The following is a 16,853-nucleotide window of genomic DNA, read 5'->3' as shown; positions in this document are numbered from 1 at the left end:
GCCCCGGCCGGTAACACGTTTGGGAGTTTGGTGATGGCGATAGCCTCCAGTGCCTACAAGAAAGCCCTCGAGGGCAGCCAGCAGCGTAAAGAAGTGCTGGTCAAAATAGACAGGGTAAGCAAGCAGTTCGACGAAACGCTGGCGGTCGACAACGTGTCCCTCAACATCCACAAGGGCGAGATCTTCGCCCTGTTGGGGGGCTCTGGCTCCGGCAAGTCCACCTTGCTGCGGATGCTGGCCGGGTTTGAACGCCCCACCGAGGGACGGCTGTTCCTGGATGGCGTCGATATTACCGACATGCCACCCTACGAGCGTCCGATCAACATGATGTTCCAGTCCTACGCCCTGTTCCCCCACATGACGGTGGCGCAGAACATCGCCTTTGGCCTCAAGCAGGACAGTCTGCCCAAGGCCGAGATCGATGCCAGGGTCGAGGAGATGCTCAAGCTGGTGCAGATGACCCAGTACGCCCGTCGCAAGCCACACCAGCTCTCCGGTGGCCAGCGTCAGCGGGTAGCGCTGGCCCGTTCGCTGGCCAAGCGTCCCAAGCTGCTGCTGCTGGACGAGCCCATGGGGGCGCTGGACAAGAAGCTGCGCTCCCAGATGCAACTCGAGCTGGTGGAGATCATTGAACGGGTCGGCGTGACCTGCGTCATGGTGACCCACGATCAGGAAGAGGCCATGACCATGGCCGAGCGGATTGCCATCATGCACCTCGGTTGCATCGAGCAGATTGGCAGCCCCATGGATATCTACGAGACTCCGGCCAGCCGGCTGGTGTGCGAGTTCATCGGCAACGTCAACCTGTTTGACGGCCTGCTGGTGGAAGATGAACAGGACCATGCCACCATCGCCTGTGCGGATCTGGAGCAGCCCATCTACGTGGGCCACGGCATCAGTTCTCGCGCCGAGAACAAGAAGGTGACCTATGCCCTGCGGCCAGAAAAGCTGCTGATGAGCCTGCAAAAGCCGGTGGAGATAGAGCATCCGGACTTCAACTGGACCAAGGGGCAGGTCTACGACATCGCCTATCTTGGCGGACACTCCGTTTACCACATCCAGTTGCCCTCGGGCAAAATCGTGCAGGCCTTCATCGCCAACGCCGAACGCCACGGCAAGCGGCCGACCTGGGATGACCAGGTGTTCCTCTATTGGGAAGATGACAGCGGCGTGGTGCTGCAATCATGAAGTCATTGCGAAGACTGAAGAAACTGGGCGGGCGCCAGCTGGTGATCGGCATCCCCTTCTTCTGGCTGTTCCTGTTCTTCCTGCTGCCCTTCATCATCGTCGTGAAGATCAGCTTCGCGGAAGCGGACGTGGCCATCCCGCCCTACACGGACGTGGTAAGCTGGGCGGATGAGCAGCTCACCATATTGCTACACATGGGCAACTATCTGTTGCTGCTGGACGACGAGCTCTATCTTGCCGCCTATCTGGGCTCCCTCAAGATGGCCTTCGTCAGCACTGTTCTCTGCCTGCTGATCGGCTACCCCATGGCCTACTCCATCGCCCGGGCGAAGAAGGAGACCCAGACCGTCCTGCTGCTGCTCATCATGATGCCGACCTGGACGGCGATCCTTATCCGGGTTTACGCCTGGATGGGGATCCTCAGCAACAACGGCTTGCTCAACAGCCTGCTGATGGGGATTGGCCTCATCAACGAGCCGCTGACCATCCTCAACACCAACCTGGCGGTCTACATCGGCATCGTATACTCCTACCTGCCGTTCATGGTGCTGCCGCTCTATGCCAACCTGGTGAAACATGACCAGAGCCTGCTGGAGGCAGCCTCCGATCTCGGCGCCCGCAACCTGACCCGGTTCTGGCAGATCACGGTGCCCCTCTCCAAGAACGGCATCATCGCTGGTTGCATGCTGGTGTTCATCCCGGTGGTGGGGGAGTTCGTCATCCCCGAGCTGCTTGGCGGCCCCGAGACCCTGATGATCGGCAAGGTGCTGTGGCAGGAGTTCTTCAACAACCGCGACTGGCCGGTGGCGTCCGCCCTGGCGGTGGTGATGCTGGCGGTGCTGATCGTACCGATCATTCTGTTCAACCGTAACCAGGCCAAAGAGCTGGAGGGCAAGGTATGAAGCGTTTCAGTTTTGCCACCCTGATGTTGTGGCTGGGGTTGCTGTTCATCTACCTGCCCATGGTCATCATGGTGATCTACTCCTTCAACGCCTCCAAGCTGGTGACGGTCTGGGGTGGCTGGTCGTTGAAATGGTACTTCGGCCTGCTCGACAACAAGCAGTTGATAGGCTCTGTGCTGCGCTCTCTCGAGATCGCCTTCTACACCGCCATCGCGGCGGTCGCGTTGGGGACGGTCGCAGCCTTCGTGCTGACCCGGATCCCGCACTTCCGCGGCCGGACCCTGTTCGGCGGCATGGTGACGGCGCCTCTGGTCATGCCGGAGGTGATCACCGGTCTCTCCCTGCTGCTGCTGTTCGTGGCCATGGCCCAGCTGGTAGGCTGGCCGGCGGAGCGGGGCATGGTGACCATCTGGATAGCCCACACGACCTTCTGTACCGCCTATGTGGCGATCGTGGTGTCGGCACGGCTGCGGGAGCTGGATCTCTCCATCGAGGAGGCGGCCATGGATCTGGGGGCCAAGCCCTGGAAGGTGTTCTTCCTGATCACCATCCCCATGATTGCGCCATCGCTCGCGGCGGGGGGCATGATGTCGTTCGCCTTGTCGCTCGATGATCTGGTGCTGGCGAGCTTCGTCTCCGGCCCGGGGGCGACGACGCTGCCGATGGAAGTGTTCTCGGCGGTACGCCTCGGCGTGAAGCCCGAGATCAACGCCGTGGCCAGCCTGATCCTGCTGTCGGTATCGCTGTTTACCTTCGGTAGCTGGTATCTGATGGCCAAGGCGGAGAAACGCCGCCGCGCCGAAATTGCCATGACCACCCAGATGCAGGCAGTCGCCTGACGTCGTGATAATATCCGCATTCTCTCATCCATCAGGAGGATAGAATGCGGATCTCCCTCTTCATCGGCCAGGGTGCCGAGTTGAATGCCGAACAAGCCCCCGGTCTCGTCAGCGCCATCCACAAGCAAGCCGTCACACACCCAGTTTGGTGTGGTTTCCTCGGTCTGGTTGGGGATGAGCAGAGCGATCAGCGCCACCACGGTGGCCCGGAACGGGCGCTGCATTACTATCCCGCCGATCACTATCCCTGGTGGCTGACCTGGCAAACCGCCTTGGGTCTGCCTGCTCCGCGAACTCCCTGGCAGCCGGCGGCTTTTGGCGAGAATCTCTCCGGCCTCGGGCTGACGGAAGCCGAGGCCTGCATCGGCGATGTGTTTCGCTTAGGCGATGCCCTGGTGCAGATCAGCCAGCCGAGATCCCCCTGCTTCAAACTCAACCAGCGCTTTGGCTATGCCCATTTATCCCAGGTGATGCAGCTCAGTGGTCGCTGTGGCTGGCTGTTGCGAGTGCTGGAGCATGGCGTGGTGGCGGATTGGCGACGCCGGTTGCTGGGGCCAACCGAATTCCAGCTGCCGACAAAATGACCTCGTTCCGGAAGAGGGAGCCATCGTCTTGCCAAACCTTGCACAATTCGCTGAATTATTGAGCGCAAAGCCATTTTTTTCTGCTGAACATCAAAAAAGGCTTGTGTCATGTCTGGGCTTTCGGTAAATTCTCGCCCCGCAGACATCGGTGTGTAGCGCAGCTTGGTAGCGCACTTCGTTCGGGACGAAGGGGTCGGAGGTTCGAATCCTCTCACACCGACCACATTAGAAAAGGCCGCTCAATGAGCGGCCTTTTCGCATTTGTCGTTTGTCAGTCAGCGCGGTGGGGAATCGCTATGGTGGTTTGGATCCCATGGATGATCGCCATGAAAAGGGCCACCGCTCGGTGGCCCATGGGTGGAGTCTGATCCTGACTCCGGCACGGCTTAAGTTGTGGCAATCTCGTTGTGGCTCTGCTTTATGGTGCCCTCCTTGCGCCTTGGGCGCTTGCTCAGATGTGCCAGTGTTGATGGCACAATGCCTTGAAGCCACGTTGAGTCTGCAGAGTCGCATGCTTGGGGTACTCGCTGATGAAGTGGCCGAGACCCTCCACCAGTTGTGAGCGCAACGAAGACACGGGCTCATGCCAGGCTTGCAGGCAGAGATGGCCGGGGATCAACTGCTCTCGATACGCTTCCAGCAGATGTTCTGGCCAGGGTTCGATACCGGAATCATGTCGCAGTAGATAGTGGGCGGCGGGTTGGCGGGCATAGATGAACTGAACTTGGGCCAGGTCGCGTTGGCTAAGCGTTTGACTGCCGATGTGGCAGGTCAAATATTTTCCCGTCTTCAGATCCAAGAAGTGACCGCGTTGCCGACAGGCGATGATGCGATACCAAGGCAGGGGTGAACACAGAGAATACCCCTCCAGCTCCTGTTCCAACCAGTGACGACACTCGGGAGTGTGCACCTCGTCGAGCATGCACTCGATCTGTGTCAGCAAGGCTCTGGATGGTTTGGTCGCCAGTATCGCGCTCATGGTCTGCAATCCTCCCTCTGCACATGATCCCGACTACCAGTATGGACCTCAGCGGGCGGAGGGGGTAAGGATTCTAATGATTAAAATCGGCTTAGAAGTGCAGTTTTTATGCAATAAAGCCCTTAGCCGACGAGATAAGTACCGGTTCCGAAGGCGATGTGAGTCCCTTCTTCGTTGTGCAGTTCCATGCGGGCAACGGCCACCTTGCTGCCGGCGCGGATGATGTGGGCGGTGGCGATGAACTCGTTGCCCCGGCCCGGGCGCAGGTAGTCCACTCGCAAATCGATGGTACCGAGGCGGGAGAAGCGCTCCTTGAGGTAGCTGGGGGAGAAGTCTTCCAGCTCGTCGATGCAGGAGGCGGCGACTATCATGCCCCCCGCCACATCCAGCAGGCTGGCGGTGACGCCGCCGTGCAAGATGTGATGGAAGGGGTTGCCGATGAGCTTCTCCTCCATCTTGATGCGCAGCTCCACCTTGTCGAAGTCGTAGTGGGTCACCTGCATGCCGATCAGCTTGTTGAACGGCATCCTTTCGGCAAACAGGTTGGCAATGCCACTGAGCGCCATCTTCTTCAGCATGTCTTTCATGTCTCGATCCCAATCCCTGGCGGTTCAACCGAGTAAAAACTCCAGCCAGTCTGCAACACTTCCTTAACACTCGCAATGGCAGGTTTATTGTGAACGGCGGCTGCTTTAGAATGACGACCCCAAAGGAGAGCCCATGACCGCCATTGCCGACATCCAGCCAGACTCTCAGCCCGATGCTGTGCCAGAGACGCCCCTTGCCCTGTTGCAGGCGGTGTTCGGCTACCAGCAGTTTCGGCCGGGTCAGCTCGAGATCATCGAGCAGATAGTGGCGGGGCGCGATGCCCTGGTGCTCAAGCCCACCGGCGGCGGCAAATCCCTCTGCTACCAGATCCCGGCCCTGCTGCGTCCCGGACTGGGGGTGGTGGTCTCGCCCCTCATCTCGCTGATGAAGGATCAGGTGGACAGCCTGCGCGCCAACGGGGTGGCGGCGGTCTACATCAACTCGGCGCTGAGCCGGGAGGAGATGATCCAGAACTTCGCCGCCATGCGTCGCGGCGAAATAAAACTGGTCTATGTCTCACCGGAGCGGCTGCTGCAGCACGAGTTCATGGATCGGCTGGCAGAGCTGCCGCTCGGTCTGTTCGCCATCGACGAGGCGCACTGCGTCTCCCAGTGGGGGCACGATTTTCGGCCGGAATACGCGGCGCTCGGGCGACTCAAGCAGTGGTTCCCCCAGGTGCCCGTGGTGGCGCTCACCGCCACCGCCGACGAGGCGACCCGCAGCGACATGCTGCATCGCCTCGAGTTGCACGACCCCTTTATCCACACAGCCAGTTTCGATCGGCCGAACATCCGCTACAGCCTGGTGGAGAAGTTCAAGGCGGCGGAGCAGCTGCTGCGCTACGTGCAGAGCCAGAAGGGCAACTGTGGCATCGTCTACTGCTCCAGCCGCAACCGGGTGGAGGAGGTGGCGGAGCGGCTCTCCCGCCACGGCTGCAAGGCGGCCCCCTATCACGCCGGCCTGCCGCTGGCCCAGCGCCAGCAGACCCAGGAAGCCTTCCTCAAGGATGACATCGAGATCGTGGTGGCGACGGTGGCGTTCGGCATGGGTATCGACAAGCCGAACGTGCGCTTCGTGGTGCACTACGACATCCCCAAGAATATCGAATCCTACTATCAGGAGACGGGCCGCGCCGGTCGTGACGGCACCCCGGCGGAGGCGCTGCTGCTCTACGATCCCGCCGACATCGGCCGGGTGCGCCGGTTGCTCGACAACATCGAAAACCCCCAGCAACTGCAGGTGGAGCAGTACAAGCTGAATGTGATGGCGGCCTTCGCCGAGGCGCAGACCTGCCGCCGCCAGGTGCTGCTGAACTACTTCGGCGAGTACAACGACAAGCCCTGCGGCAACTGCGACATCTGCCTGGATCCCCCCAAGAGCTATGACGGCACCGAGGACGCCCAGAAGGCGCTCTCCTGCGTCTGGCGGGTGGGGCAGAACTTCGGGGTGGGTTATGTGGTGGAGGTGCTGCGCGGGTCGCTGAACCAGCGCATCAAGGATCACGGCCACGACAAGCTGTCCACCTACGGCATCGGCAAGGAGCAGAGCCACGAGTATTGGATGAGCGTTATTCGTCAGCTGATCCACAAGGGGCTCCTGACCCAGAACATCACCCGCAACCTGGTGCTGCAGCTGACCGAGGCGGCCCGCCCGGTGCTGCGCGGCGAGCTGGCGCTGGAGCTGGCGGTGCCGCGGCTGCAACCCATCTCCAGCCGCAAGGAGAAGCGCAGCGGCCTGCTCGACAGCGCCAACTATGACAAGCGGCTGTTCAAGGAGCTGCGGGCCCTGCGCAAGCAGATCGCCGAGGAGGAGGAGGTGCCGCCCTACGTGGTGTTCAACGACAGCACCCTGGTGGAGATGGCGCAGCTGATGCCGATGACCGAAGACGAGCTGCTGGCGGTCAACGGCGTGGGTCACCGCAAGCTGGAGCGCTTCGGCGAGGCCTTTATGGACCTGATCATCGAGTACTGCCGCCGCTAAGAGTGGCTGCAGGTGGAGATGGGGTTGCGACGATGCCCATGATCGAAGACGAGCCACGGATGCCGACCATCTTGCCAAGGGCAGTTTAACGAACTGCCTTTGTTGTATTTGATGAATTAATTCACCATAAGGACGATATTTTTCACTGCTGCAGGCTGGCGTAATAAGCCGCCAGGTTCTCCATATCCGCCTCGGTCAGTGCCGCCATAAAGGGGGCCATCATGGGATCCTTGCGCTGACCCTCCTTGAACGCCTTCAACTGCTTGACGAGGTAGGGGGCGTGCTGTCCCGCCAGATGGGGATAGAGAGGCACGCTGGCCTTGCCCTCGGGACCATGACAGGCGGCGCACAGCACGGCCTTTGCCTTGCCCGCGGCCACATCGGCGGCATGAGCGGGGTGGCCGGAGAGCAGTGCCAGCAGGGGCAGGACATAGACCCATTTTTCCATCTTCCACTTCCTCGAATTGAAATAGCAGTATCGACCGTTGGCCCGAGAGGGGCCGATGGCGGTATAAAGAGTGACACGAGCATACGCAGGGACGATCCCCATCACCATGAAGCTGATCAACACTTTCGCCACCGAGCTGCCCTGGGCCTGTGAACCCGTGGCCCCCCAGCCCCTGCAGGGGGCCAGGCTCTTGCACCTGAATCACGGCCTGCTCGGCGAGCTGGGGCTGACGGATGTCACCGAGGCAGACTGGCTTGCCTGCTGCGGCCAGGGTCAGCCCCTGACGGGCATGCAGCCGGTGGCCCAGGTCTATGCGGGCCATCAGTTCGGCGGCTACAGCCCGCGTCTCGGCGATGGCCGCGCCATGCTGCTGGGGGAACAGCAAGCCCCGGATGGCAGCCATTGGGATCTGCACCTGAAGGGGGCGGGCAAGACCCCCTTCTCCCGCTTCGGCGACGGTCGCGCCGTGCTGCGCTCCAGCATCCGCGAATACCTCGCCTCCGAGGCGCTGCACGCCCTCGGCATCCCCACCACCCGCGCCCTGGTGCTGGTGGGCAGTGATGAGCCCATCTATCGGGAGCAGGCCGAAAGCGGCGCGACCGTGCTGCGCACCGCCCCGAGCCACCTGCGCTTCGGCCACTTCGAGTATTTCGCCTGGAGCGGGCAGGGGGAGAAGATCCCCGCCCTCATCGACCATGCGCTGCGCCACCACTTCCCCGACCTGGCAAACGGCGCCGAGCTGTTTACCGAGGTGGTGCGCCGCACCGCGCGGCTCATCGCCAAGTGGCAGGCTGCCGGTTTCTGCCACGGGGTGATGAACACCGACAACATGTCTTTGCTCGGACTGACCCTGGATTACGGCCCCTACGGCTTTATCGACGCCTATGTGCCTGATTTTGTGTGCAACCACTCCGATCCGGGAGGGCGCTACGCGCTGGATCAGCAGCCGGCGGTCGGTTACTGGAACCTGCAGAAACTCGCCCAGGCGCTGGCGGATCACGTGGATGGTGAGGCGCTGGCGGCGGCGCTGGCCCAGTATGAGCACCAGCTGATGCTGCACTACTCGGAGCTGATGCGGGACAAGCTCGGCCTGGAAACCTGGGAAGATCAGGATCCGGCGCTGTTTCGCGAGATGTTCCAGCTGTTGGCGAGCCAAGGAGTGGACTACCACCTCTTCCTGCGTCGGCTGGGCGAGCTGACCGCCCAAGGCGACTGGCCTGCACCCTTGCTGGCCCTGTTGCCGGATCCCGCCAGCTGGCAGGGGTGGCTCGAGTCGTATCGGCAGCGCCTCATCCGTGAAGGGAGCGACGATGCGGCCCGCAAGGGGCGGATGGATGCGATCAATCCCAAGTACGTGCTGCGCAATGCCCTGGCCCAGCAGGCGATAGAGGCCGCCGAGCGGGGCGACATGGCGCCGTTCGAGCGGTTGTTTGCGGCCCTGCAGCGCCCCTATGACGAACAACCTGAATATGACGAGCTCGCCACCCCGGCCCCCGCCTGGTATTGCGGCGGCGAGCTCTCCTGCAGCAGTTGAGGACCCGGATGAAAGAGATGACGTGGCAAGTGACGGCGATGGACGAGGAGGCAGGTGTGCTGACTCTGGACTGCCCCGGGCTCTGCTGGGACAACTTCCCCACCCTGGCAGAGGCACTGGTGCAGGGGTGGGAGCTGACAGCCCTCGAGCGGGATTGGGGCGCCGATCGTCACAGCTGGCTGCTGGAGTTTGAAGGCAGCCCGCTGCGGCTGGAGTTCGAGCACCATGGCGGCTGCTGGCTGGAGGTGGTGCATCCGGTCGATCGGGAGGTGGTGCTCTGGCTGGGCCGCCAGCATCGGGGGTGATCCCTCGCGGATCTGCGGGTCGCGCCCTCTGCCCGTGGCGGCTGGGGTTGCCCTTTCCAGGGCGCCGTGACCACGCTCATCCGCCGCATAAAGATTGAACTATCGGTCGCGGGGCGTATAATCTCGCCCCTCAATTATCGCCAATGGTGGCGGTATGGGTTCCCTAACCCCATTAACCAAAAAGGTCACAACATGAATCTGACCCCTGCTCAGCACCAGACGGCGCTGGTGCGTCTCGCTTTGTTCCACATCCTGATCATCGCCAGCAGCAACTATCTGGTGCAGCTGCCGATCACCATCTTCGGCTTCCACACCACCTGGGGCGCCTTCAGCTTCCCATTCATCTTCCTGGCCACCGACTTGACGGTGCGGATCTTCGGTGCCGGCCTCGCCCGCAAGATCATCCAGACGGTGATGCTGCCGGCGCTGGCGGTCTCCTACGTGCTCTCCGTCCTGTTCTTCGAGGGCAGTTATCAGGGGCTGGGCCACCTTGCCGAGTTCAACCTGTTCGTGGCACGTATCGCCCTGGCCAGCTTCATGGCCTATCTGGTGGGCCAGTTCATGGACGTGGTGGTGTTCAATCGCCTGCGCCTGCTCAGGGCCTGGTGGGTGGCGCCGGCGGCCTCGACTCTGTTCGGCAACCTGGTGGACACCATCGCCTTCTTCAGCATCGCCTTCTGGCGCAGCACGGATCCCTTCATGGCCGAGCACTGGGTCGAGATAGCGACCGTGGATTATGTATTCAAGCTGCTGATTAGCCTGGGATTATTCGTGCCACTCTACGGCGTCTTGCTGCGCTATCTCAGCCGCAAGCTGGTGGGAGAGGTCGGATTGGACGGCCTGCGAACCGCGCCCCGTCAGGCATGACGATGATGACCACCTCCGGGTGGTCATTTTTTTCGCTTTTTTTGCAAATAAAACTTGCACAGTTAAATGAGAATGATTATTGTTAACTTGTTTTCCGGGAAAGACTTCATTCGTTCCAACGTGATGGACTTCTTGTGAAGGCACGACATTGCTCACATTGCTTCCAGTTAAGGGGCCAGTAGTTTACTGGCCCTCTTTTTTTGTATTTTTTCAGCCACTTGTCGCCAGATTACGGGCATAAAAAATGGGAGCCAAGGCTCCCATCTTCAGTCTGTGTCTGCTTACTCGATGTCGAGGGCATCGGGGGAGAGGATCACCCCGGTGGTGTCGGCATAGAGGTGATCGTCCGGCAGGAAGGTGACGCCGCCGAAGTTCACCGGCAGATCCGTCTCACCCACGTCCTTGCTGTCGGCGCCGACCGGGATGGCGGCCAGGGCCTGGATGCCGATGTCGAGATCTTCCAGGATGTCGACCTCGCGCACGCAGCCATAGCAGACGATCCCTTCCCACTCGTTTTCCGCCGCCGTGGTAGCGATCTCGCTGTCGATCAGGGCCCGGCGCATGGAGCCGCCGCCGTCGATCAGCAAGACGCGACCGGCGCCGTTCTCTTTCACGAGTTCACGGATAAGGCCGTTGGATTCGAAGCATTTGACCGTGGTGATGACGCCGCCGAACGAGGCGCGGCCGCCGAAGGAGCAGAGCATGGGCTCGAGCACATCCACCATGTCCTGATAGATGTCGCACAGTTCTGAAGTGTTGTATTCCATTGTGTCAGATCCACCGCTGGAAACAGGTGGAACCAGTATAAGGAGTGAGGGTGGCATTTCAATGAATATTCCTTGAACGGACATATGGATGTCGTATTCTGCCCGCGATCGATGCAGTCCACCCCAGCGCCCCAGAGGTTTACCATGCTGATCCGCCACAAGTTGATACTGAATACCGCCCTGGTCGCCACGGCCATGCTGACCCTGAGCGGGCTTTTCTTTTACGCCAGCAAGGAGAGCCGGCACATGATGGAGGCGCAGCGCCGGGTCGATGGACTCGAGCTCTCCATGGTGCAACTGAGGCGCGCCGAGCAAGACTTCTTGCTGCACAAGGATCTGGCGGTCATCGACAGATTCAACATCATGCTGGCGCAAACCCATGCGCTCGATCAGGCCCTGAGTGCCGATGACAGCCTGGATGCTGCCCGGGCGGGCTTGATGGGGCTGGATACCCAGGTCAGCGCCTATGGCAAGGCCTTCAACGAGCTGGTCGCCCAGCAGCAGAAGATAGGGCTGGGACCCGAGGATGGCCTCTATGGTCAGCTGAGGGCGGCGGTACACAAGGTGGAGGAGGCGCTCAAGGCACAGGATCAACAGGCTCTGCTCATCACCATGTTGCAATTGCGGCGGGCGGAGAAGGACTTCATGCTGCGCTCCGATATCCAGTACCTCGCGCGTTTCCAGACCCTGCATGCCGACTTCCAGCAGGGGCTCGGCAACCTGCCACAGGAGCAGCGCGGCGTGCTCGAACAGGCCAGCGAACAGTACCGAAATGACTTCGTTGCCCTGGTTCAGGGGATGCAGGTGCTGGGGCTGGACGAGGCCTCCGGACTGCGTGGCCAGATGCACACCCTGGTGCAAGAGGCCGAACAGGCACTCGAAAGCGTCGGCCAGCAGATCGAGGATGAACTGGCCAGCCAGACGGCGAGTTTCAACCGGCTGATGCTGATCTGCGGCGTCCTGATCATCATGGTCATCGGCTTCATGAGCGTGCTGCTGGGGCGCAGCATCGGCAGACCCATCGCCCGGGTCAATGACACGGTCAATCGCATCCGTCAGGACAACGATCTGCGCCTGCGCATCGCCCTCAAAGGGGATGACGAGATGGCGCAACTGGCGGGCAATCTGGATGTGATGCTGGATGGCTTCCGTCAGCTGATCGGGGATGTGAAGCAGAGCGTCAACACCCTGACCGGTGCGGCGGATCACCTCTCGGACAACGTGCGCCGAACCAGCGAGGGGGCCCAGCGCCAGTTGCTGGAGACGGATCAGGTGGCGACCGCCTCCACCGAGATGGGCTCCACCATCGAGGAGATCGCCCGCAGTACCGAGCAGGCGGCCAGCGATGCTGCCGCCACCAACCACAAGGCCGATGAGGGGCGCGGAGCGGTCGAGCAGACCGTCAACCAGATCCACAGCCTCGCGGAGCAGCTGGAGCAGGCCTCCGGCGAGGTCGCCCAACTGCAGAAGGAGAGCGAGACCATTGGCTCTGTGCTTGGGGTGATCCGGGGCATAGCGGATCAGACCAATCTGCTGGCCCTCAATGCGGCCATCGAGGCGGCGCGGGCGGGGGAGCAGGGCCGTGGTTTCGCGGTGGTGGCGGACGAGGTGCGCAACCTCGCCATCCGCACCCAGCAGTCGACCCAGGAGATCGCCGCCATCATCGGCTCACTGCAACAGCAGACCGACAACATAGTGGGTAGGATGGCGCTCTGCCGGGAGCAGGGGGGCAACAGTGCACAGCAGGCGACCCAGGCCGGTGAGCTGCTCGGCCAGATCACCCAGGATGTCACCCGCATCATGGACATGAGCACCCAGATCGCCGCCGCCATCGAGCAGCAGAGCTTGGTGGCCAACGAGGTGAACCGCAACGTCAGCAGCATCCGCGATATCGCAGAGGCATCGAGCCAGATGGCGCAAGACAACGCCCAGTCCAGCCAGGGATTGAGCGAGCAGGCCAGGCTGCTCAACCGGGCGGTGGAACAATACCGGGTGTGATGCATCGACCTGCCTGAATTGAAAAGGGAGCCTTAATGGCTCCCTTTTTCATGGGCGACGGGGAGGGTCAGAGCAGGAACAGGGTCGCCAGCCCGAGGAAGATGAAGAAGCCGCCGGTGTCGGTGATGGCGGTGATCATCACACTGGCACCGAGGGCGGGATCCCGTCCCAGCCGGGTCATGGTCATGGGGATGATGACCCCCATCAGGGCCGCCACCAGCAGGTTCAGCACCATGGCGAGGGTCATGACGGCGCCCAGCGCCGCGTCCTGATAGAGGAAATAGGTGACGACCCCCATGGTCCCCCCCCACACCAGGCCGTTGATGAGGGCGACTCCCAGCTCCCGCCACAGCAGGAAGGAGACGTTGCCGGTCTGGATCTGCTGCAGTGCCAGCGCTCGCACTATCATGGTGATGGTCTGGTTGCCGGTGTTGCCGCCGATGCCCGCGACGATGGGCATCAGGGCCGCCAGCGCCACCAGTTGCGAGATGCTGTGCTCGAACAGGCCGATGACCCGGGAGGCCATGAAGGCGGTACAGAGGTTGATGGCGAGCCAGGCCCAGCGGGTCTTCACCGCCTTGGTGACGGGGGCGAACACGTCTTCATCCTCGCTGATCCCCCCCATGCGGCGCAGATCGGTATCGCTCTCCTCATAGACCAGGTCCACCACCTCGGCGACGGTGAGGCGTCCCATCAGCTTGCCCTTGGCATCCACCACGGCGGCGGAGACCAGATCGTCCCGCTCGAAGGTGCGGGCCGCCGCCTCATCGTTGTCTTCCGGGTCGAAGGTGACGGGATCTTTCTCCATCACCTCCCCGACCAAGGTCTCTGGTTTGTGCAGCAGCACAGTGGTGAGGGGCAATTCCCCCTGCAGCCGGTTGCGCTTGTCGGTGACGAACAGTTTGTCGGTGTTGGGGGGGATCTGGCCGCGCAGGCGCAGGTAGCGTTGTACCGCCCCCAGGCTTATCTCGGCGCGCACCGTGACGAGATCGAAGTCCATCATGGCGCCGACCGTGTGCTTGCCGTAACGGATCACCTCCCGTACCCGATCCCGCTGCTCGGGGGCCATGGAGGTGAGCAGCCGTCCCATCAGGTTGCGGGGCAGGTATTGGCCGAGATAGATCTGGTCGTCGATGTCGAGGCTGCGCAGGGCGTGCAGCAACTCTTTGTCGCTCATGCCGCTGATGAGGCTGTCCCACACCGTCTCCGACGCCTCCACCAGGATCTGGCCGTGGCGCTCGGGGTTCACCTGCTGCCAGAGTACGTGGCGCTCGTCCGGGGGGAGGGACTCCAGGGCATCGGCAACGTCGGCGGCGGGCAGGCTGTTGACCAGCTGGGTCAGTTCGCGGGTCTGGTCCCGCAGCTCGGCATCCTGCCCCCCTTGGGGGTCGAGCAGACTGTCGGTGAGCGCATCGTCGGCCAGCAACAGGGTGAGGATGCGGGATCTGTCTTGTTCACGCTGTTTGGCGTTGTTCTTGGCGGGGAGAGACATGCAACAAGATTCCTGAATTCGAATTCGGTGGGCCGGATGACCATGCCCATAGGATACCAGACTCAAAACAAGAGGTTATGACAGTCGGCGCAGTAAAAAAGAGACCACCCTGGGGTGGTCTCTCACATTGGTCTGTGCTGGCGGGCTCTTCAGGCAGAAACCTGGGCCTGCTCCGGGCCGTTGGCCTGGCCGAACCAGGCGAGTTGATCGGCCAGGGTGACGACAGATCCCACCATGATGAGGGCAGGGCTCTCGACGCCGACCGCCAGCTCCGGCAGTTGGTCTAGCGTGCCGCGAATGACCCGCTGGCAGGGCTGGGTGCCGCGCTCGATGAGGGCCACCGGAGTAGAGCCGTCCTTGCCGTGGGCCATCAGCTGCTCGCGGATGGTGGTGCAGGACGAGAGCCCCATGTAGAACACCAGCGTCTGTTTGTCTCTGGCGAGCAGGGGCCAGTCGAGATCCTGGGTGCCCCCCTTGCCGTGGGCGGTGACGAAGCGCACGCTCTGGGCGTGATCCCGGTGGGTCAGCGGAATCCCCGCGTAGGCGGCGCAACCGCTCGCCGCGGTGATCCCCGGCACCACCTGGAAGCCCACCCCGCTGCCGACCAGGGTCTCCAGCTCCTCGCCGCCCCGACCGAAGATGAAGGGGTCGCCCCCTTTCAGCCTCACCACTCGCTGCCCTTTCCTTGCCTCATCCAGCAGGAGCTGGTTGATCCCCTCCTGGGGCACGCAGTGGTTGCCCGCCAGCTTGCCGACGAAGATGCGTTTGGCATCCCGGCGCACCAGGGCCATCACCTCGTCCGATACCAGCCGGTCATGGACCACCACGTCCGCCTGCTGCATCTGACGCAGGGCATGCAGGGTGAGCAGACCGGGATCGCCGGGACCGGCACCGACCAGGATCACTTCTCCCTTGGCGGCAGCATCATTGGCAAACAGGTGGTCGGCGAGCTGGTTGGCAGCGGCCTGATCCCCCCGGGCCAGGGCCTGGCCGAGGCGATCGGCGCCGAGCAATCGCTCCCAGAACTGGCGCCGCTCCCCCATGCTGGCGAAGCGGGCCTTGACCCGCGCCCGCAGGCCACCGGCGAAGGCTGCGACGGCACCCAGATGCTGGGGCAGCAGGGCTTCCAGCTTCTCCCGCAGCAGGCGGGCCAGTACCGGGGCCTTGCCGCCGGAGGAGATGGCGACCATCAGCGGCGAGCGGTCGATGATGGACGGCATGATGAAGCTGGAACGCTTGGGGTCATCCACCACGTTTGCGAAGATGCCGGCCTGGTTGGCGCTCTGGTAGACCAGGGCATTGACCTCACGCCTGTCGGTAGCAGCCACCACCAACCACTTGCCAGCCAGCTGATCCGGCTCGAATTCACCGGCCAGCCAGTGGATTGTTCCGTTGGTAGCCAGGGTAGCCAGCTCGGGATCGAGCTTGGGGGCCAGCACCGTCAGCCGGGCACCGGCGTCCAGCAGCAGGCGCGCCTTGCGCTCCGCCACGTCGCCGCCGCCGACCAGCAGCACGGGTTTGTTGTCGAGTCGACAGAAGATGGGCAAGTAGTCCATGGGGCCTCCTGATCAGGCGGTCTGGGTCTGGCTGACAGTGTCAGCGGTGTCGGTCACGGCGACCGGGCGCTCGGCCTTGGGGGTGGCATACCAGTAGCCCAGACCCATGAAGAGGGCGCCGGAGACGGTGTTGCCCAGGGTCACCCACAACAGGTTGTGGCCGATGCCGCCCAGGGTATAGGCATCGGAGTGAGCACCGAACCAGGAGAGGGCGAACAGGGTCATGTTGGCGACCGAGTGCTCGTAGCCGGAGGCGATGAAGGCCAGCAGGCACCACCAGATGGCGATGAACTTGGCGGCGCCCTCGGTGCGCAGCGCCATCCAGATGGCGAGGCAAACCAGCCAGTTACAGAGGATCCCTTTCATGAACAGGGTCAGGGCCGGGGCCTGGGTCTTGGCCAGCGCCACCTTGTGGGCCAGGCTGCCCGCGTCCGGCAGCAGGTTGCCGCCGTAGGAGTAGATCAGCGCCACCGCGATGGCGCCGAGCAGGTTGCCGGCCCAGGTCTGGGGCAGGATGCGCAGCAGATCCCCCATGGAAATCTTGCCGGTCTTCACCCCGAAGGTGAGGAACATGGTGTGGCCGGTGAACAGCTCGGAGCCGGCGATGATCACCAGGGTCAGGGCGATGCCGAAGGTGGCCCCCATCACCAGCGGACGCACGCTGGCATCCACCAGGTTGCCCAGGGTGAAGATGAGGATGATGCCAAGGCCCACATAGGCTCCCGCCATGGCGGAGCTGAGCCAGAAGCCGAGCTTGTCGCTGCGCTCGAAGCGGTTGATGCGGGCCGCGTTGGCGGCGCACTTGTTGATGGTTTCGGTATACATG

The 16,853-nt window shown here is 62.5% G+C and carries 16 protein-coding genes and 1 tRNA gene; 10 read left to right on the top strand and 7 right to left on the bottom strand.

Going from position 1 to position 16,853, the window contains the following annotated elements:
- Positions 1–33 precede the first annotated feature (33 nt).
- The 5 genes from potA (at position 34) to VZC39_RS20020 (ending at position 3,736) form a co-directional block, all read left to right on the top strand.
- On the top strand, positions 34–1,188 hold the full coding sequence (gene potA, locus VZC39_RS20040; RefSeq protein WP_349920231.1) for a polyamine ABC transporter ATP-binding protein: 1,155 nt from the start codon (positions 34–36) through the stop codon (positions 1,186–1,188).
- On the top strand, positions 1,185–2,090 hold the full coding sequence (locus tag VZC39_RS20035) for an ABC transporter permease subunit (protein ID WP_349920229.1): 906 nt from the start codon (positions 1,185–1,187) through the stop codon (positions 2,088–2,090). The genes potA and VZC39_RS20035 overlap by 4 nt, the downstream gene beginning before the upstream one ends.
- Complete coding sequence (locus VZC39_RS20030) at positions 2,087–2,929, top strand: ABC transporter permease subunit (protein WP_349920228.1); 843 nt, start codon at positions 2,087–2,089, stop codon at positions 2,927–2,929. The genes VZC39_RS20035 and VZC39_RS20030 overlap by 4 nt, the downstream gene beginning before the upstream one ends.
- A gap of 44 nt (positions 2,930–2,973) precedes the next feature.
- Positions 2,974–3,513: an MOSC domain-containing protein gene (locus VZC39_RS20025; RefSeq protein ID WP_434664685.1), complete on the top strand. Its 540-nt coding sequence runs from the start codon at positions 2,974–2,976 to the stop codon at positions 3,511–3,513.
- Between the two features lie 146 nt (positions 3,514–3,659).
- Positions 3,660–3,736: transfer RNA gene (locus VZC39_RS20020), tRNA-Pro, on the top strand.
- Positions 3,737–3,964: 228 nt separating this feature from the next.
- Here VZC39_RS20020 and VZC39_RS20015 read toward each other — a convergent pair.
- Both VZC39_RS20015 and VZC39_RS20010 read right to left on the bottom strand, forming a co-directional pair.
- The gene (locus tag VZC39_RS20015) at positions 3,965–4,492 is read right to left on the bottom strand and encodes a hypothetical protein (RefSeq protein ID WP_349920226.1); all 528 of its coding nucleotides are present in this window, start codon (positions 4,490–4,492) and stop codon (positions 3,965–3,967) included.
- A gap of 122 nt (positions 4,493–4,614) precedes the next feature.
- A complete protein-coding gene (locus VZC39_RS20010; protein ID WP_349920225.1) occupies positions 4,615–5,079 on the bottom strand; it encodes a thioesterase family protein in 465 nt (154 codons plus the stop codon).
- 133 nt (positions 5,080–5,212) lie between these two features.
- Between VZC39_RS20010 and recQ the strand changes: the two genes are divergently transcribed.
- Complete coding sequence (gene recQ / locus VZC39_RS20005) at positions 5,213–7,060, top strand: ATP-dependent DNA helicase RecQ (protein ID WP_434664684.1); 1,848 nt, start codon at positions 5,213–5,215, stop codon at positions 7,058–7,060.
- Between the two features lie 142 nt (positions 7,061–7,202).
- On the opposite strand, the gene VZC39_RS20000 is transcribed toward recQ, so the two are convergent.
- A complete protein-coding gene (locus VZC39_RS20000; RefSeq protein ID WP_349920222.1) occupies positions 7,203–7,508 on the bottom strand; it encodes a c-type cytochrome in 306 nt (101 codons plus the stop codon).
- A 106-nt stretch (positions 7,509–7,614) separates the two neighbouring features.
- On the opposite strand from VZC39_RS20000, the gene VZC39_RS19995 reads away from it, so the two are divergent.
- The 3 genes from VZC39_RS19995 to VZC39_RS19985 all read left to right on the top strand — a co-directional run bounded on the left by VZC39_RS19995 (position 7,615) and on the right by VZC39_RS19985 (position 10,214).
- Positions 7,615–9,042: a protein adenylyltransferase SelO gene (locus VZC39_RS19995; RefSeq protein ID WP_349920221.1), complete on the top strand. Its 1,428-nt coding sequence runs from the start codon at positions 7,615–7,617 to the stop codon at positions 9,040–9,042.
- A 17-nt stretch (positions 9,043–9,059) separates the two neighbouring features.
- Entirely contained in the window at positions 9,060–9,347 is a 288-nt protein-coding gene (locus VZC39_RS19990) for a DUF3630 family protein (protein ID WP_349922599.1), read from the top strand.
- 192 nt (positions 9,348–9,539) lie between these two features.
- A complete protein-coding gene (locus tag VZC39_RS19985; protein WP_349920220.1) occupies positions 9,540–10,214 on the top strand; it encodes a 7-cyano-7-deazaguanine/7-aminomethyl-7-deazaguanine transporter in 675 nt (224 codons plus the stop codon).
- A gap of 281 nt (positions 10,215–10,495) precedes the next feature.
- Here VZC39_RS19985 and rraA read toward each other — a convergent pair whose 3' ends face one another.
- Positions 10,496–10,981 carry a ribonuclease E activity regulator RraA gene (rraA, locus tag VZC39_RS19980; protein ID WP_349920219.1) on the bottom strand — a complete coding sequence of 162 codons (486 nt, stop codon included), beginning with the start codon at positions 10,979–10,981 and terminating at the stop codon, positions 10,496–10,498.
- Between the two features lie 144 nt (positions 10,982–11,125).
- Between rraA and VZC39_RS19975 the strand changes: the two genes are divergently transcribed.
- Complete coding sequence (locus tag VZC39_RS19975; protein WP_349920218.1) at positions 11,126–12,979, top strand: methyl-accepting chemotaxis protein; 1,854 nt, start codon at positions 11,126–11,128, stop codon at positions 12,977–12,979.
- Between the two features lie 67 nt (positions 12,980–13,046).
- On the opposite strand, the gene mgtE is transcribed toward VZC39_RS19975, so the two are convergent.
- The 3 genes from mgtE to nirC all read right to left on the bottom strand — a co-directional run bounded on the left by mgtE (position 13,047) and on the right by nirC (position 16,852).
- Positions 13,047–14,471 carry a magnesium transporter gene (mgtE, locus tag VZC39_RS19970; RefSeq protein ID WP_349920216.1) on the bottom strand — a complete coding sequence of 475 codons (1,425 nt, stop codon included), beginning with the start codon at positions 14,469–14,471 and terminating at the stop codon, positions 13,047–13,049.
- A 149-nt stretch (positions 14,472–14,620) separates the two neighbouring features.
- Positions 14,621–16,027, bottom strand: coding sequence for a siroheme synthase CysG (cysG, locus tag VZC39_RS19965; protein WP_434664680.1), 1,407 nt, complete (start codon positions 16,025–16,027; stop codon positions 14,621–14,623).
- Positions 16,028–16,039: 12 nt separating this feature from the next.
- Positions 16,040–16,852, bottom strand: coding sequence for a nitrite transporter NirC (gene nirC, locus VZC39_RS19960; RefSeq protein WP_434664678.1), 813 nt, complete (start codon positions 16,850–16,852; stop codon positions 16,040–16,042).
- Between the last annotated feature and the right edge of the window lies 1 nt (position 16,853).

This window comes from Aeromonas sp. NJAU223 (assembly GCF_051125555.1).
Lineage (GTDB): Bacteria > Pseudomonadota > Gammaproteobacteria > Enterobacterales > Aeromonadaceae > Aeromonas > Aeromonas veronii_G.
This window is presented reverse-complemented; position numbering and strand designations above follow the sequence as displayed.

Excerpts from the sequence above, each read along its gene's own strand:
- potA (WP_349920231.1), top strand. The coding sequence starts at position 34 with ATGGCGATAGCCTCCAGTGCCTACAAGAAAGCCCTCGAGGGCAGCCAG.
- VZC39_RS20035 (WP_349920229.1), top strand. The coding sequence starts at position 1,185 with ATGAAGTCATTGCGAAGACTGAAGAAACTGGGCGGGCGCCAGCTGGTG.
- VZC39_RS20030 (WP_349920228.1), top strand. The coding sequence starts at position 2,087 with ATGAAGCGTTTCAGTTTTGCCACCCTGATGTTGTGGCTGGGGTTGCTG.
- VZC39_RS20025 (WP_434664685.1), top strand. The coding sequence starts at position 2,974 with ATGCGGATCTCCCTCTTCATCGGCCAGGGTGCCGAGTTGAATGCCGAA.
- VZC39_RS20015 (WP_349920226.1), bottom strand. The coding sequence starts at position 4,492 with ATGAGCGCGATACTGGCGACCAAACCATCCAGAGCCTTGCTGACACAG.
- VZC39_RS20010 (WP_349920225.1), bottom strand. The coding sequence starts at position 5,079 with ATGAAAGACATGCTGAAGAAGATGGCGCTCAGTGGCATTGCCAACCTG.
- recQ (WP_434664684.1), top strand. The coding sequence starts at position 5,213 with ATGACCGCCATTGCCGACATCCAGCCAGACTCTCAGCCCGATGCTGTG.
- VZC39_RS20000 (WP_349920222.1), bottom strand. The coding sequence starts at position 7,508 with ATGGAAAAATGGGTCTATGTCCTGCCCCTGCTGGCACTGCTCTCCGGC.
- VZC39_RS19995 (WP_349920221.1), top strand. The coding sequence starts at position 7,615 with ATGAAGCTGATCAACACTTTCGCCACCGAGCTGCCCTGGGCCTGTGAA.
- VZC39_RS19990 (WP_349922599.1), top strand. The coding sequence starts at position 9,060 with ATGACGTGGCAAGTGACGGCGATGGACGAGGAGGCAGGTGTGCTGACT.
- VZC39_RS19985 (WP_349920220.1), top strand. The coding sequence starts at position 9,540 with ATGAATCTGACCCCTGCTCAGCACCAGACGGCGCTGGTGCGTCTCGCT.
- rraA (WP_349920219.1), bottom strand. The coding sequence starts at position 10,981 with ATGGAATACAACACTTCAGAACTGTGCGACATCTATCAGGACATGGTG.
- VZC39_RS19975 (WP_349920218.1), top strand. The coding sequence starts at position 11,126 with ATGCTGATCCGCCACAAGTTGATACTGAATACCGCCCTGGTCGCCACG.
- mgtE (WP_349920216.1), bottom strand. The coding sequence starts at position 14,471 with ATGTCTCTCCCCGCCAAGAACAACGCCAAACAGCGTGAACAAGACAGA.
- cysG (WP_434664680.1), bottom strand. The coding sequence starts at position 16,027 with ATGGACTACTTGCCCATCTTCTGTCGACTCGACAACAAACCCGTGCTG.
- nirC (WP_434664678.1), bottom strand. The coding sequence starts at position 16,852 with ATGTATACCGAAACCATCAACAAGTGCGCCGCCAACGCGGCCCGCATC.